General features: G+C 61.9%; 15 protein-coding genes and 1 tRNA gene. 7 read left to right on the top strand and 9 right to left on the bottom strand.

Annotated features, from left to right (window positions below; genetic code table 11):
- Nucleotides 1-180 precede the first annotated feature (180 nt).
- Both D618_RS18860 and D618_RS0101500 read right to left on the bottom strand, forming a co-directional pair.
- Nucleotides 181-1,476 carry a tyrosine-type recombinase/integrase gene (locus tag D618_RS18860; RefSeq protein WP_152414467.1) on the bottom strand — a complete coding sequence of 432 codons (1,296 nt, stop codon included), beginning with the start codon at nt 1,474-1,476 and terminating at the stop codon, nt 181-183.
- Nucleotides 1,477-1,579: 103 nt separating this feature from the next.
- A tRNA-Gly gene (locus tag D618_RS0101500) sits at nt 1,580-1,654 on the bottom strand.
- Nucleotides 1,655-1,894: 240 nt separating this feature from the next.
- Between D618_RS0101500 and D618_RS0101495 the strand changes: the two genes are divergently transcribed.
- Nucleotides 1,895-2,800, top strand: coding sequence for a tetratricopeptide repeat protein (locus tag D618_RS0101495; RefSeq protein ID WP_017669713.1), 906 nt, complete (start codon nt 1,895-1,897; stop codon nt 2,798-2,800).
- A 14-nt stretch (nt 2,801-2,814) separates the two neighbouring features.
- Complete coding sequence (locus D618_RS0101490) at nt 2,815-3,432, top strand: LON peptidase substrate-binding domain-containing protein (protein WP_040370050.1); 618 nt, start codon at nt 2,815-2,817, stop codon at nt 3,430-3,432.
- A 39-nt stretch (nt 3,433-3,471) separates the two neighbouring features.
- Here D618_RS0101490 and rpoN read toward each other — a convergent pair whose 3' ends face one another.
- The 6 genes from rpoN to D618_RS0101460 all read right to left on the bottom strand — a co-directional run bounded on the left by rpoN (nt 3,472) and on the right by D618_RS0101460 (nt 8,757).
- A complete protein-coding gene (rpoN, locus tag D618_RS0101485) occupies nt 3,472-5,022 on the bottom strand; it encodes an RNA polymerase factor sigma-54 (protein WP_017669711.1) in 1,551 nt (516 codons plus the stop codon).
- 30 nt (nt 5,023-5,052) lie between these two features.
- The gene (gene lptB, locus D618_RS0101480) at nt 5,053-5,835 is read right to left on the bottom strand and encodes an LPS export ABC transporter ATP-binding protein (RefSeq protein ID WP_017669710.1); all 783 of its coding nucleotides are present in this window, start codon (nt 5,833-5,835) and stop codon (nt 5,053-5,055) included.
- Between the two features lie 193 nt (nt 5,836-6,028).
- Entirely contained in the window at nt 6,029-6,556 is a 528-nt protein-coding gene (locus D618_RS0101475; RefSeq protein ID WP_026091158.1) for an LptA/OstA family protein, read from the bottom strand.
- Nucleotides 6,557-6,621: 65 nt separating this feature from the next.
- Complete coding sequence (gene lptC, locus D618_RS0101470; RefSeq protein ID WP_017669708.1) at nt 6,622-7,263, bottom strand: LPS export ABC transporter periplasmic protein LptC; 642 nt, start codon at nt 7,261-7,263, stop codon at nt 6,622-6,624.
- Nucleotides 7,264-7,327: 64 nt separating this feature from the next.
- Nucleotides 7,328-7,945, bottom strand: coding sequence for a ribonuclease D (locus tag D618_RS0101465; RefSeq protein ID WP_017669707.1), 618 nt, complete (start codon nt 7,943-7,945; stop codon nt 7,328-7,330).
- Complete coding sequence (locus D618_RS0101460; RefSeq protein WP_017669706.1) at nt 7,942-8,757, bottom strand: TerC family protein; 816 nt, start codon at nt 8,755-8,757, stop codon at nt 7,942-7,944. The genes D618_RS0101465 and D618_RS0101460 overlap by 4 nt, the downstream gene beginning before the upstream one ends.
- A 476-nt stretch (nt 8,758-9,233) precedes the next feature.
- On the opposite strand from D618_RS0101460, the gene D618_RS20135 reads away from it, so the two are divergent.
- The 5 genes from D618_RS20135 (at nt 9,234) to D618_RS0101430 (ending at nt 13,428) form a co-directional block, all read left to right on the top strand.
- Nucleotides 9,234-10,001, top strand: coding sequence for a cold-shock protein (locus D618_RS20135; protein ID WP_026091157.1), 768 nt, complete (start codon nt 9,234-9,236; stop codon nt 9,999-10,001).
- Between the two features lie 149 nt (nt 10,002-10,150).
- The gene (locus D618_RS0101445) at nt 10,151-10,432 is read left to right on the top strand and encodes a type II toxin-antitoxin system RelE/ParE family toxin (protein ID WP_017669705.1); all 282 of its coding nucleotides are present in this window, start codon (nt 10,151-10,153) and stop codon (nt 10,430-10,432) included.
- Nucleotides 10,432-10,752, top strand: a complete 321-nt coding sequence (locus D618_RS0101440; RefSeq protein WP_017669704.1) for a HigA family addiction module antitoxin — start codon at nt 10,432-10,434, stop codon at nt 10,750-10,752. Before D618_RS0101445 ends, D618_RS0101440 begins: the two co-directional genes overlap by 1 nt.
- 739 nt (nt 10,753-11,491) lie before the next feature.
- Nucleotides 11,492-12,676 carry an acyl-CoA dehydrogenase family protein gene (locus tag D618_RS0101435; protein ID WP_017669703.1) on the top strand — a complete coding sequence of 395 codons (1,185 nt, stop codon included), beginning with the start codon at nt 11,492-11,494 and terminating at the stop codon, nt 12,674-12,676.
- Nucleotides 12,673-13,428, top strand: a complete 756-nt coding sequence (locus tag D618_RS0101430) for an SDR family oxidoreductase (protein WP_017669702.1) — start codon at nt 12,673-12,675, stop codon at nt 13,426-13,428. Before D618_RS0101435 ends, D618_RS0101430 begins: the two co-directional genes overlap by 4 nt.
- 12 nt (nt 13,429-13,440) lie before the next feature.
- Here the strand turns inward: D618_RS0101430 and D618_RS0101425 are convergent, their stop codons facing one another.
- A complete protein-coding gene (locus D618_RS0101425) occupies nt 13,441-13,821 on the bottom strand; it encodes a VOC family protein (protein ID WP_017669701.1) in 381 nt (126 codons plus the stop codon).
- Nucleotides 13,822-13,918 lie beyond the last annotated feature (97 nt).

The following is a 13,918-nucleotide window of genomic DNA, read 5'->3' as shown; positions in this document are numbered from 1 at the left end:
TAGTTTTCTGTATTTCTTCATATTTTTCACACCAAATCCATAACACAAAGGACATCATTCATCATCTAGTTCAATGCACCAAAATCTTGAGATAAGAAACTTTTAAAAACATAGCTTTGATAGCCTAATCGCTATCTTTCATAATTCCAAGGGCTCCTCACTCGGCGCTGGATCCAATGTCTATTCCAACCAACTAAGCGACGATGCAGCCCCGCTGGCTTGCCTTTTAACCCGCTTGGTCAACTCCGATGCCGAAGCAACGTTAGTGGTATGTCCGTAATACTGCTCAATCATCGCAACCGACGTTCCCATGTTTTTGGCAAGTGTATACACCGCCACACCATGCTGAAGGCAAAACGTCGCATAGGTATGTCTGAGGGAGTAAAGCGACCTAAGGTTGCCGTAGCTGTCCCGTTCGACACCGGCTCTCTTCATCAAGGCAGCGAATGATTTTTTGAACGTACCGATCTCCGTACCATCCTTGTGGCAGAAGACTAAGCTGTTCGGATCGATCTTTGGCTTGGGCTTGCCCTCGACGGTCAGCTCCTCGACCCTCAGATCGTGTATCCGTTTGAAATAGGTTTTGATGTCGGCTGAACGGGCAACAACCTCCCGCTTACCAGTTTTTCCTGATACCAGCAGCGTGACATGCGCAGCCTCACCGTTGCCGCCACCGATTTCGGTTACATCCCGCCACTTTAATGTCCGGGCTTCGCCGACACGTATCCCTGTGTTGGCAAGGATGAGGACGTAGTCCCGCAGCATCATGCGGTCCCGCCTGATAGCACCGTTCTCGACCTTCACGATCTCCCGGAGCTGGCGGATCAACTTTGCCCAGTCCTTAGCATCAAAGTGCGGACGGCTGGATGCAACACCGTTGACCTTGGGGAAGCGGGGCATCTGGGTGATATAACCTTCCTCGATGCACCATTGCAGGAAGTGCTTGAGGTCGGTGTATGTACGCTTGATCGTATTGGGGGACAGCGTACCCTTCTTAGTCAGGGCAATCTGCTCATCGACCACCTTCGACAGCAATGAGGTTGAGAGATCGTCAAAGCTCTTCCGTTCGAGGAATGGCTTGATCCGTTTCAGCAGCAAAACCTTGTAGTGGATTGAGAGCTTATGCGGCTGTGATTCCAAACGCTCGATGTAGGACTGGATCGCTCTGCCCATCTGCTTGCCTGGCGGAGCCTCGCCAGTCAGCGATTTGACGAGCAGCTGGTTGTAGAGGTCATCAGCGAACTTGAACGCCTTATGCTCATCGCCCGTACCGGTGCTGCGGTTCACATAGCCCGACCCATTAGGAATCTTCACCCGGCAGAGCCAAGTTGGCTTTTTGAAATCCGCCCGTTGATAGAGGTAAATCAGCCCATCACGGAATGACTTGGAATCCGTGACCGCTCCTTTGGGGGCATTGCTGGCTGTTTTTGCGGGCTTTGCAGCCTCAGCGGAATCATTGAGACCCGTTTTTCCCAAAATCCGACTACCCCTCTGCGAATCCGAACATGATCCGAAGATGGTTGATTTTAGGATTTTTGAAAACGGCTATTTCCTAAACCGCTGTTTTCCCTAGGAAAACTGGAGCGGGCGAAGGGATTCGAACCCTCGACCCCAACCTTGGCAAGGTTGTGCTCTACCCCTGAGCTACGCCCGCTCGGCGGCTGGTTCGACGTGCGATCCAGCAGGTGAGGCGCGCAGTTAGCATCGGCTTTTGGGTCCGGCAAGCCCCAATTTGCATTTCTGTCGGAATCATTGTGCAGCCCTTGGCATAAGCGGCTTGCGCACCATCTTGGGGTTTCGGATAAGAGGTGCACAAACGCGGGGAAAACGCCCGCTGGCCATGCCGGTCACCGGTATCGCCCGCACGGCAGCAGGAGCATGACACTTGGCAAGCATGGGTTTGACGACCGAGGAACACAAGGCGGTCGAGGCGTTTCGGACCAGCGTGGTCGAACCTTCGATGACCAAGCTGGTGATCCTGGACTTCTGGGCCGAATGGTGCGGGCCGTGCAAGGCGCTGACCCCGGTGCTGGAAAAGGTCGCCGAGCAATATGCCGACAAGGGCGTGATGCTGGTGAAGGTCAATGTCGACGAAGAGCGTTTCATCGCCTCGCAGTTCCAGATCCAGTCGATCCCCACGGTCTATGCGATGTTCCAGGGCCAGCCGGTCGCCAACCTGACCAATGCGCGCACCGAATCGCAGCTGGCCGGGATATTGGACCAGCTGCTCGCCAAGCTGCCGGTGCAGGCAGGCGAAGGCGAGCCCGACATGCCCGATATCGCGCCGCTGATCGAGATGGGTGAAGAAGTGCTGGCGAGCGGCGATGGCGAGCGCGCGGCGGGCGTGTTTGCGCAGATCCTCGATATGGTGCCCGACAATGTGGCAGCACTCTCCGGCCTGGTGCGGGCCATGGTGGCGGCTGACAAGGTCGCCGAAGCGCAAGCGCTGCTCGACGACCTACCGCCCGAAATCGCGTCCGACCCTGCGCTCGACCGCGCCAGAGCGGCGGTCGCCCTGGTGGCAGACAAGGCCGATGACAGCGAGATCGCAGGGCTGCGCGCCCAGGTCGATGCTACGCCCGATGATCACGCCGCGCGTTACGATCTGGCCGCGGCGCTGTTCGCCGATGGCGCGCGTGACGAGGCCGCCGACCACCTTCTGACGATCGTGCAGGCCGACAAGGCCTGGAACGAAGGCGCGGCGCGCGCGCGGCTGTTGCAGATCTTTGAAGCGGTCGGACTGGAAGACCCCTGGGTCGCAGCCACGCGCCGCAGGCTTTCTGCTGCGTTGTTCGGTTGACGGGCATGGCAGAAATGGTCGCCCAGCGTCTTTCCATTTTCCCCCTGACCGGTGTGATCCTGTTTCCGGGCCTGCAGGTGCCGTTGCACATCTTCGAGCCGCGATACCGCGCGCTGGTCAGCGATGCGATGGCGCGCGACCGGCAGATCGGGATGATCCAGCCGCGCGGCACCGGTGATTCGCCGGCGTTGTTCGACATGGGCTGCGTCGGTCGCATCGTTGATGTCGAAGCGCTCGACGATGGCCGCTACAATCTGGTGCTGGAGGGCTTTGCCCGTTTTCGCGTGTTGCGTGAGCTCGATGTGACCACGGCCTTCCGGCAGATCGAAGCCGAACTGATCACCGAAAACGAGGACGATCAGGCGCTGTCGAGCGTCGAACGCGCGAGCCTGGAGCGCGAATCGCAGCGGTTCGCCAACGCGCAGGGCTATAGCGTCGACTGGGATTCGGTCGCGCGGCTCGACGACCGGTCGCTGGTCAATGGCATTGCGCAGATTGCCCCTTTCGATGCGGCGGCCAAGCAGGCATTGCTGGAGGCCGAAGGGCTTCAGGTCCGCGCCGACCTTCTCGTGCAGCTGATGCAGTTCTTTGGCCGGCGTGACAGTGACGACCCGCGGGTGACGCTGCAGTAAGAGCCCCTCCCCTCGCGCTGGCGCGAGGGGGCAAGCTGGTCATCGCGCCCCTTGCAGCTTTTTCTGGCGGCGGCGCTGCACGGACGATCCCAGCCCCAGCGCCTCGCGATATTTCGCGACCGTGCGCCGGGCGATGTCGAAGCCGCGCTCCTTCAGCAGATCGACCAGCTGGTCGTCGGAGAGGATGTTCTTGGCATCCTCCTCGTCGATCAGCGCCTTGATGTGGCTCTTGACCGCAGAGGCGGATACCGCATCGCCGCCATCGGTCGCCTGGATCGCGCTGGTGAAGAAATATTTCAGCTCATACAGCCCGCGCGCGCAGCTCAGATACTTGTGGCTGGTAACCCGGCTGACGGTCGATTCGTGCATCTCGATCGCGTCGGCGACGCTGCGCAGGGTCAGCGGCCGGAGCTGGGTGACGCCGTGGCGGAAGAAGGCTTCCTGCTGCTTGACGATCTCGCTCGCCACCTTGATGATCGTGCGCTGGCGCTGGTCGAGGGCCTTCACCAGCCAGTTCGCCTCGGCCAGGCACTCGCTCAGCCAGGCCTTGGACTTGGCATCGTGCCGTCCGCCGGTCAGCGAGACGTGGTAGGAGCGATTGACCAGCAGCCGCGGCAATGTCGCACTGTTGATCTCGATCAGCCATTTGCCCTCGCGCTCGATCACGAACAGGTCGGGCACCACCGCCTCAATGCTTGACCCGCCAAAGCGGCTGCCAGGCTTGGGGTCATATTGCCGCAGCTCGGCGATCATGTCGGCAAGGTCTTCATCGTCGACCCGGCACAGCCGCTTGAGCTGGGGCAGCGCGCCGCGCGCCAGCAGTTCCAGATTGTCGATCAGCCGCGCCATGCACGGATCGTAGCGATCGGCCTCTTTTGCCTGCAGCGCCAGGCATTCGGCCAGATCGCGCGCGCCCACCCCGGTCGGCTCGAGCGTCTGGACCACCGCGAGCGCTGCTTCCACCTCGCCCAGCGGCACGCCCAGCTGGTGCGAGACCTGCAGCAGATCGCCGCGCAGATAGCCGTTCTCGTCGATCAGCTCGATCAGGTGCCGCCCGATGAACAGCGCCGTGCCCGACAAAACGATGCCCGCCTGCGCGTGCAGATGTTCGCGCAACGACAGGTCGTATTCGAGCGAATCCTCCCAGCCGTCGCTGTCACCGCCGCTGCCCCCGGTCGCGATGTCGTTGAGCGACAATGCGCCGTCGAGCCCGCCGCTCGCTTCGCCCGCGATCCGTTCGGGGCAATCGCTGACGCTGTCGTGGTGAAAGACCTCGCCGTTGAGATCCATGTCAAGCGGGCGGTCGGTCTCGCCCATCCCTGCGCCGATCAGCTCGTCGCTGCCAGCCGGGTCGCCACCGGAAGCGGGTGCGGGCGGCGCATCGAACACCGCATCGACCCCACTCATGCCGATATCGCTGCCGGGCTCTTCACCGCCCAACTCGAGCAGCGGGTTGCGTTCCAGCTCCTCGCCGATGAACGCCTCGATCTCGATGTTCGACAGCGCCAGCAGCCGGATCGCCTGCTGCAGCTGCGGCGTCATCACCAGCGACTGGCTCTGCCTCAGGTCAAGACGCGGGCCCAATGCCATCGATTTAGTCCCTGGCCCCCCGGCTTGCCATTACAGCGCGAAGCCTTCGCCCAGATACAGCCGGCGCACATTCTCGTCGGCGACCAACGCTTCGGGGGTACCGGCGAACAGCACCTGGCCATCGTAGATGATGCAGGCGCGATCGACGATGTCGAGCGTTTCGCGGACGTTGTGATCGGTGATCAATACGCCGATGCCGCGCGATTTCAGCTGCTTGATCAGGTCGCGGATGTCGGCGATCGACAGCGGATCGATCCCGGCGAACGGCTCGTCGAGCAGGATGATCGAGGGGCTGGCGGCCAGCGCACGGGCGATTTCGCAGCGCCTGCGCTCGCCGCCCGACAGCGCCATCGCGGGCGAACTGCGCAACCGCGTCAGGCCGAATTCGTCGAGCAGCGTCTCCAGCTTTTCCGCGCGCGCTGCCACTTCAGGCTCGACCAGCTCGAGCACCGCCTTGATGTTCTGTTCGACGGTCATGCCGCGAAAGATCGATGTTTCCTGCGGCAGATAGCCCAGGCCCAGGATCGAGCGTCGGTACATCGGCAGCGGCGTGATATCGACGCCGTCGAGCATGATGCGGCCCGAATTGGGCTTCACCAGTCCCATGATAGAATAGAAACACGTCGTCTTGCCCGCGCCATTGGGGCCGAGCAGTCCCAGCACTTCGCCCTTGGCGACATGCAACGACACGTCGGACAGCACGACCTTCTTGTCATAGCTCTTGGCGATCGAGACGACATTCAGCCCGTCGGTCGACGCGAAAGGATCCGCCGCGGTGCCGCTGAGCACGCCAAGGGGGGCAACATCGTTCATCGCAACATCCTGCAAACCGTGGGGGCCGACATTCGCCGTGCCCTTTGCTTGGCCATCCCATAGCACGGATCAACGCGATGAAAACCGGCGATAATCACGTGTTGGCAGGATTTATGCATGGACGAGCGCGGGGGTTGGCTTGGGGGCAGCCAAACAACCTCCCCGGGAAGCTGGGAAAGGCTTTCTGGACGAATCAATCGCGCTTGGGCACCGCAAACGAGCCTGACACGCGGCCGCTCGCAGACCCTGTCTGGCCCGGAGCTCCGCCCGATGAACGGCCGTCGATGGTGGAGCGGCCTGTCGTCAGGTCGATCACCATCCGCCCGCCGTTGAGCGTATTGCCGCCCTGACGCAGAGCAACGTCGCCGATCAGCGTGATGATCCGCCGGTTGAAGTCATAGATCCCCACATTGCCGCTGGCGCGCTCTTCACCCTTGGTGACGACAACGCCGCCATTGGCGTCGATCCGCTCGATCTCGATGCTGCCTGCGTTGCGATAGGCCACGGTCATGCGTGCAGCCTGCAGCCGGAGACCCGCCTGGGTGATATCGACATTGCCCGACAGCAGCACGCGGTTGGCGCGGTCCTGCAGTTCGATGCGGTCGGCCGCATAATCGACCGGTGCATTGCTGTTGTGGTTCGCCAGCGACTGCGCGACGACCGAGCCGGGAACCAGCAGCAGCGCGGCCAGGGTCACGCCGCCGGCGGAAGCCGCCGGCATCGCGCGCCTGGCGATGGTCGAAATCGTGCCCGCAAACCGCATATTCAATCCCGTCTTACTGATCTTCACCGGGGCAGCCCGCCCTGGGTCATGCGCAAACGCGCGCGGCCCTCAAGGGTTACGGTGCGTTCGGCAAGATTGGCCTTTAACCGGTCGGCGCGGAAAGTGCCAGTCGGCAAGCGCCCGGTCACCTCGCCCCGGCTGACCATGCTGCGCTCGGGCAGATCGATGTCCACATCGCGCGTCACCATGCGATAGCCATTGGCCGAACTGAACTGCACCGGGCCCACGATCGAGACCTGCTCGGTATCCATATTGTAATTGCCACGGCCCGCTTCGAGGACGCCGGGACCTTCGGCCAGCAGGATACGCGCGGCCAGATCGTTCATCTCGACCACGGGGTTGCGCGAGCTCTTCTGCACGGCCGATCCCGCCTCCAGCGAAAAGGGACGTCCTTCGGTATCCTGACCGCGATACAGCGCCTGGGTCACGCGCATGCGCTCGCGCGCGATATCGACCTGATTCTTGTCGAGCAGAAAGCTGACCTCGGCGTTGCGCAAGAGCGGTGCGAGCGCGAGAAACGCCACCAGCACGCCGATGGCGGCAGGCAGGAACATGCCCAGAAAGCGCACAAGCCGGTCATGGCTGCTGCCAGGGGCGGCAAACAGCTGGCGTCGGTTGCGAATCTGATCGGCACGCTGGGTCATGTCGCGAATAAGCCTATTGGTTGCGAACCCGCGATGAACGGCGTCCGGTTAGGGGCGCGATATATTAGGCGTGCGCGAAAATATCAATTTCGGGCCAGCCGATAAGGTCCAGCTCGGCGCGGGCCGGCAGGAAATCGAAACAGGCCTGCGCAATCTCGCGTCGCCCTTCGCGCTCCAGCCGCACTTCCATCGCCGCGTGCAGCGCATGCAGGAAGCGCACATCGCTGGCGGCATAATCGCGCTGCGCATCGTTGATCTCGGGCGCACCCCAGTCGCTCGACTGCTGCACCTTGCTCAGTTCCTTGCCCAGAACCTCGCGCACCAGCTCCTTCAGGCCATGCCGGTCGGTATAGGTGCGGATCAGCCGCGAGGCGATCTTGGTGCAGAACACGGGCGCGGCCACCACGCCCAGATAATGCTTGATCGCTGCCAGATCGAACCGGGCGAAATGATAGAGCTTGAGCCGCTCGGGATCAGCCAGCACGGCGCGCAGGTTGGGCGCGGCATAATCGCTGCCGGGCTTGAAACGCACGAGATGTTCATCACCGCGTCCATCGGAAATCTGGACGACGCACAACCGGTCGCGCGGCGTGATCAGACCCATGGTTTCGGTATCCACCGCCACCGGGCCGGGGGCCAGCACATCGGCAGGCAGGTCTTCTTCGTGGAAATATACGCTCATGCTGTCTCGCCGTCGTTGGTACTCGGCGAATTGCCGCGTTTCTTTTCCCGGCCCCTGCGGGCCCAGATATTGAGGGCTTCCACCATCGCAGAAAAAGCCATGGCGGCATAGATATAACCCTTGGGCACGTGCACGCCGAAGCCATCGGCAATCAGCACCGCGCCGATCATCAGCAGAAAGCCCAAAGCCAGCATCACCACGGTGGGGTTGCGGTTGATGAAATTGGCCAGCGGGTCGGCCGCCACCAGCATCACGCCCACGGTGATGATCACCGCCGCCATCATGATCGGCACCTCATCGGTCATGCCCACGGCGGTCAGGATCGAATCGATCGAGAACACCATGTCGAGCGCGATGATCTGCACGATGGCGGAGCCAAAGCCGATCGCGGCCTTGCCCTTCTTGTCCAGCGCCTCGCCCGAGGGGTCGTCATCGACGCTGTGGTGGATTTCCTTGGTCGCCTTCCAAACAAGAAACAGGCCGCCGGCAATGAGGATCAGGTCGCGCCACGAGAACTGCGTCTCGAAGGTCGGCTCGCCATATTGGCCGGGCGCGCCGGTGATGCCCAGATCGAACACCGGTGTCGTCAGCGAAACGATGAATGCGATCATCGAGAGCAGCGCCAGCCGCATGATCAGCGCCAGGGCGATGCCTACGCGCCGCGCGGTCTGGCGCTGATGCTCGGGCAGCTTGTTCGACAGAATCGAGATGAAAATGAGGTTGTCGATGCCCAGCACGACTTCCAGAATGACCAGAGTGATCAGCGCGGCCCAGGCGGCCGGGTCGCTCAGAAGGGGGATGATGCTGTCCATCGGTCCCAATTGCCGCACAGGCTGGGGCATGGCAAGGCCTGACGAACCGCTGCCTCGCCAATTTTGCCGCGACTGGCCCAGGCCGCGCCGACCTGCTGCGGCGCGCCGCGTCAGACCGCTCCGGGCGCGCGGTAAAGCCTTTAACCCCGCCATTTATCGTTCGCCATTGAACGGAATTTGGGTTAAGAGAATCACTTGGAAGTACGTGCTTCAATCAGGCACTCTGGGATGTGCAAGTGCACATTCAAGGTCTTCCACAGATTTCTGGCCAGCAAGGGGCCGATGACGCGTCGTCAAAGTCATCATCCCGAACTGGCATATGTTGCGGTGTTTTAAGTTTTGCGCTGTACTCGTGGCGGCTGGCGAGATGCCAGGCAGATCGCCGGGATACAGGCCTGAAGTTGAGTGATGGGGTTCACGTCCGCCCTGTTCTTGAGCGAATGATCCAGGACGACATTGAAAGTGAATAGTTCGGCATGAGTTTTGACAGGGGTCGGCGCGGCGGCAGGGGCCGGGATAAACGCGACAGATTTGGCGAGGATGATTTCGACGCTTTTTCGCCTCCGCCTGCATATGGCGATCGTGACCGCTTCGGCGGCGGCGGTGGTGGTGGCGGTTACGGCGCTCCCGCAGGCGGCGGTGGCTTCGGTGCCCCGCGCGGACCTGGCGGTGGTGGCGGCGCTCCTCGCAGCGGCGGCTTTGGCGGCATGCCCACCCAGGTGGTCGGCGAAGCCAAGGGCAAGGTCAAATTCTTCAACGCGCAAAAGGGCTTCGGCTTCATCCAGCGCGAAGACGGCGGCGAAGACGTGTTCGTGCACATCAGTGCGGTTGAGCGCGCCGGTCTGTCGAACCTCGCTGAAGGCCAGGGCCTGGAATTCACGTTGGTGGATCGCGGAGGCAAGGTTTCGGCCAGCGACCTCAAGGTCGATGGTGAACTGATCGCGGTTGCCGAAGGCAGCGGCGGCGGCGACCGTGGGGGTGATCGCGGCGCTCCGCGCGGCGAAGCGCCTCGGCGCGAGCTTACCGGCGAGCGTGCGACCGGAACGGTCAAGTTCTTCAACGCCATGAAGGGCTTCGGCTTCATCACGCGCGACGACGGCCAGCCCGATGCGTTCGTGCACATCAGCGCGGTCGAACGCGCCAACATGAGCACGCTCAACCAGGGTGACCGTCTGGAGTTCGACCTTGAAGTCGACCGCCGCGGCAAGCACTCCGCCGTCAATCTGGTCCCGCACCACGACTGATCCGGCGCTCGGCCTGCAAAGGCCGGGATGCGAGACATGAGACCCCGCCTGCGCTTTTGCGCGGCGGGGTTTTTTGTTTTGCCAACCGCGGGGAAGACCGCTGTAAAGCATTGCTTTACATTCATGCATAGTATTGCTATACACGCACCATGGAAATCGAGAGCGTCCGCCACAGGCAATTGCGCAGGTTTCTCGAAACCGGCAACGCCAAGGGCATGATCGAGCCCGAGCGTCTGGCGGATATGGTTGCGTTCATCGATGCTGCCGAAAGCTTCGATGAACTGGTCATTCCGCCGAATTTCGGTTTCCACGCCCTGAAAGGCGACCGCAAGGGTGACTTTGCGATGACGGTCACCCGAAACTGGCGGCTAACCTTCACCAAGCTCGACGACACGACAATCGACAATCTTGACCTTGAGGATTATCACTGATGGCCATCAAGCTGCACACCAGCTTTGCGCTCCATCCCGGCCCCTGGCTGCGGCGCAACTTCATCGAGCCTTACGGCCTGACCCAGAGTGACGCTGCCGAGCGCCTGGGTGTCACGCGGGTTGCCTTGAGCAATCTGCTCAACGGCAAGTCCGCCCTTTCGCCCGAAATGGCGATCCGCTTTGAGATGGCCTTTGCCATATCCGCAAGGACGCTGCTGCGGATGCAGGCAGCGCATGACCTCGCCCGTGCACAATCGGCTGCAAAAGCGATCAAGGTCAGCCGGATCGCGCCGCCGAAGCATGGGCCGATCGCGGTTTGAAGGTGGCAGGGGTCACACCGTCCACTTCGCCTGATGGGAGGATGCCGATGGATTTAAAGCCCTTTATCAACCTGAGCCTTGGCGGGTTGAGTTTGTTTTTCATTGATGCTGCGATCGTAGGATCAGCAATTGCACATTCGGACGCCCAGCGCAGCATTTACCGAGCAGGGAATGCTCATTCTGCACCAGATCAGCCCGCGAGGCCGCTGAACGACACTGCCACATGGGTTACTCTGCAGGATTATCCCACAGAAACTTGGCACCAAGGCACAACCCGTTACCGTTTGTTGATCGCTCCCACAGGACGGGTCGCTAGATGCGAAGTCACCGAGCCATCTGGCTCCCAGAGGTTGGATGAAGCGACCTGTCGGAATCTGGTCCGGCGCGCTCGCTTCCATCCCGCGACCAACAGACAAGGCGAAGCTATCGAGGGTTCCTACGAAGGCATCATGCGCTGGTATATTCCAGACTAGCGACGCAATCTGCCAAATGAACTTGGCGTGCCGCAGAGCGCTTTCCGGTTTAGTGATAGCGCTAGTCATTGACCCTCCCGCTCCTGGTCTCCCGCGAAGGCGGGAGCCCATCTCCGAGCGTGTCTCCAGAACAACCGGTAGGAGATGGGCCCCTGCCTTCGCAGGCACCTCAATCGATGCGCACCCCTGCAATTTAATCAGTTGATTAACGCCTCAGCTTTGATACCCGGCTCACGCACACGCCAAGCATCCGGGAGACCATTGCCATGTCCCATCTGTCCGCCGCCGAAGTCGATGCCATTGCCGTGAAGGTCGAACGGTTCGTCCGCGATGTGATCGCACCCTATGAGCACGACCCGCGCTGCGGCGCGCATGGGCCGTCGGAAGAGCTGGTGCTCGAGATGCGCGCGCTTGCCCGTGATGCCGGCGTGATGACACCGCATATCCTGCCCGATGGCCGCCACCTCACGCAGGCGCAGACTGCGATCGTGCTGCAGAAATCGGGGCTTTCGCCTCTCGGCCCGGTGGCGTGCAACACCGCCGCGCCCGATGAGGGCAACATGTATCTGCTGGGCAAGATGGCGAGCGACGAGCAGAAGGCGCGCTTCCTCGATCAGCTCGTCTCCGGCGATTCGCGCTCGGCGTTCTTCATGACCGAACCGGCCGATGAGGGCGGTGCGGGCTCGGACCCGTCGATGATGCAGACCACCGCCAAGCTCGATGGCAACCATTGGGTGATCAACGGCCGCAAGGCGTTCATCACCGGGGCCGAAGGCGCGAAGGTCGGCATCGTCATGGCGAAGTCCGAGGATGGCGCGTGCATGTTCCTCGTCGATCTGCCCGATCCGGCGATCCGCATCGAGCGTGTTCTCGACACCATCGACTCTTCGATGCCGGGCGGCCACGCCATCATCGCCATCGACAATTTGCGCGTGCCTGCCGACCAGATGCTGGGACAGAGCGGCGAGGGTTTCAAATACGCGCAGGTGCGCCTCTCGCCTGCCCGCCTCTCGCACTGCATGCGCTGGTATGGCGCCGCATCGCGCGCGCACGAAATCGCCAGCGACTATGCCTGCCGCCGCCACGCGTTCGGCAAGCCTCTGGTCGATCACGAGGGCGTCGGCTTCATGCTGGCGGAAAACCTGATCGACCTCAAACAGGCCGAACTGATGATCGGCTGGTGCGCGGGCGTGCTCGATACCGGCGAGCTGGGCACGGTGGAAAGCTCGATGACCAAGGTCGCGGTGTCCGAAGCGCTGATGCGCGTGGCGGATCGCTGCGTGCAGGTGATGGGCGGCAAGGGCGTGAGCGGCGACACCATCGTCGAGCAGGTCTTCCGCGAAATCCGCGCGTTCCGCATCTATGACGGCCCCACCGAAGTGCACAAATGGTCGCTTGCGAAGAAGATCAAGCGTGACCACAAGCATGCCAACGAGGGAGCCGCCGCATGAGCCTGACTGCCGATCTGTCCTGCCAACGCATCCTCGTCACCGGCGCATCGAGCGAAGGTTTTGGCGCACATTTCGCGCGTGTGCTCGCCCGCTGCGGGGCGCATGTCGTGGTCGCCGCGCGCAGGCTCGAGGCGCTCGAAGCGCTGGTGGCTGAGATTACCGATGCTGGCGGCAGCGCGAGCGCGGTGCGGATGGATGTCGCCGACCTGGCCTCAGTGCGTGAAGGAATCGCAGCGGCGGGCGCGATCACCACCTGCATCAACAACGCCGGCGTCGCCGTCACCAAGCGCGCGCTCGACCAGACCGAGGCCGATTACGACTTCGTGATGGACACCAACCTGAAAGGCGCGTGGAACGTCGCCACTGAAGCCGCCAAGGTGATGCGCGATTCAGGCGGCGGCAACATCATCAACACGGCCTCGATCACCGGCTTCCAGACCGCGGCGGGCACCGGCCCCTATGCCGTGTCGAAGGCGGGCGTGCTGCACATGACGCGGCAGCTGGCGATGGAGCTCGCGCGGTTCAACATCCGCGTCAATGCCATCGCGCCGGGCTATTTCCTCACCGATATCAACCGCGACCAGCTTTCGGGCGAAGCGGGTGATCCATTGCGCAAGCGGATCGCGATGCGCCGGTTTGGCGAACTGCCCGATCTGGATGGACCGCTGCTGCTGCTGGTGTCAGACGCCAGCCGCTTCATGACCGGCAGCATTCTTACCGTCGATGGCGGCCATCTGGTGCATTCGCTGTAAAGGAGCTGAGCGTCAGCCGCTCTGGACGACGCTCAACACATTGCCATCCGGGTCCTGAAACCAGGCAACCTGCGCTGACCCGTCAGGCGCGCACCAGATGCCCAGCGCGTCCTGGTCAAGGCCATCATAGATTTTCGGCGGCATCCCCCTGCTGATCAGATGCTCCATCGTCTGAACGATATCATCGACCGACCAGCCCAGGACCGGATGCGATCCGGCGACATAGCCTTCCAATTCGGTCACGCGCAAAATCGCGCCACCCAGATCGAAGACGGCGGCAAACCCATCATCGGCGATGAATGCGACGCCCAGCACATCTCGGTAAAAGGCTTCGGCCGCCTGTCGGTTGGCCGTATTGATGAACGTAACGGGTTTTGAATGGGTAAGCGGCATCCAGAATCTCCCGCTAATGCGTCGCGATTCGCATCCTCTCGGCGGCGACCTTGTATCATCAAATTGTGCCAATGCGAAAACCCCTGACTTGACGCTA

It is taken from the genome of Blastomonas sp. AAP53 (assembly GCF_000331245.1).
Taxonomy (GTDB): domain Bacteria; phylum Pseudomonadota; class Alphaproteobacteria; order Sphingomonadales; family Sphingomonadaceae; genus Blastomonas.
This window is presented reverse-complemented; position numbering and strand designations above follow the sequence as displayed.

Excerpts from the sequence above, each read along its gene's own strand:
- lptB (WP_017669710.1), bottom strand. The coding sequence starts at position 5,835 with ATGAACGATGTTGCCCCCCTTGGCGTGCTCAGCGGCACCGCGGCGGAT.
- D618_RS0101475 (WP_026091158.1), bottom strand. The coding sequence starts at position 6,556 with ATGCCGGCGGCTTCCGCCGGCGGCGTGACCCTGGCCGCGCTGCTGCTG.
- D618_RS0101490 (WP_040370050.1), top strand. The coding sequence starts at position 2,815 with ATGGTCGCCCAGCGTCTTTCCATTTTCCCCCTGACCGGTGTGATCCTG.
- lptC (WP_017669708.1), bottom strand. The coding sequence starts at position 7,263 with ATGACCCAGCGTGCCGATCAGATTCGCAACCGACGCCAGCTGTTTGCC.
- D618_RS0101445 (WP_017669705.1), top strand. The coding sequence starts at position 10,151 with ATGGAAATCGAGAGCGTCCGCCACAGGCAATTGCGCAGGTTTCTCGAA.
- D618_RS0101460 (WP_017669706.1), bottom strand. The coding sequence starts at position 8,757 with ATGGACAGCATCATCCCCCTTCTGAGCGACCCGGCCGCCTGGGCCGCG.
- D618_RS0101440 (WP_017669704.1), top strand. The coding sequence starts at position 10,432 with ATGGCCATCAAGCTGCACACCAGCTTTGCGCTCCATCCCGGCCCCTGG.
- D618_RS0101465 (WP_017669707.1), bottom strand. The coding sequence starts at position 7,945 with ATGAGCGTATATTTCCACGAAGAAGACCTGCCTGCCGATGTGCTGGCC.
- D618_RS0101435 (WP_017669703.1), top strand. The coding sequence starts at position 11,492 with ATGTCCCATCTGTCCGCCGCCGAAGTCGATGCCATTGCCGTGAAGGTC.
- D618_RS0101430 (WP_017669702.1), top strand. The coding sequence starts at position 12,673 with ATGAGCCTGACTGCCGATCTGTCCTGCCAACGCATCCTCGTCACCGGC.
- D618_RS0101425 (WP_017669701.1), bottom strand. The coding sequence starts at position 13,821 with ATGCCGCTTACCCATTCAAAACCCGTTACGTTCATCAATACGGCCAAC.
- D618_RS20135 (WP_026091157.1), top strand. The coding sequence starts at position 9,234 with ATGAGTTTTGACAGGGGTCGGCGCGGCGGCAGGGGCCGGGATAAACGC.
- D618_RS0101495 (WP_017669713.1), top strand. The coding sequence starts at position 1,895 with ATGGGTTTGACGACCGAGGAACACAAGGCGGTCGAGGCGTTTCGGACC.
- rpoN (WP_017669711.1), bottom strand. The coding sequence starts at position 5,022 with ATGGCATTGGGCCCGCGTCTTGACCTGAGGCAGAGCCAGTCGCTGGTG.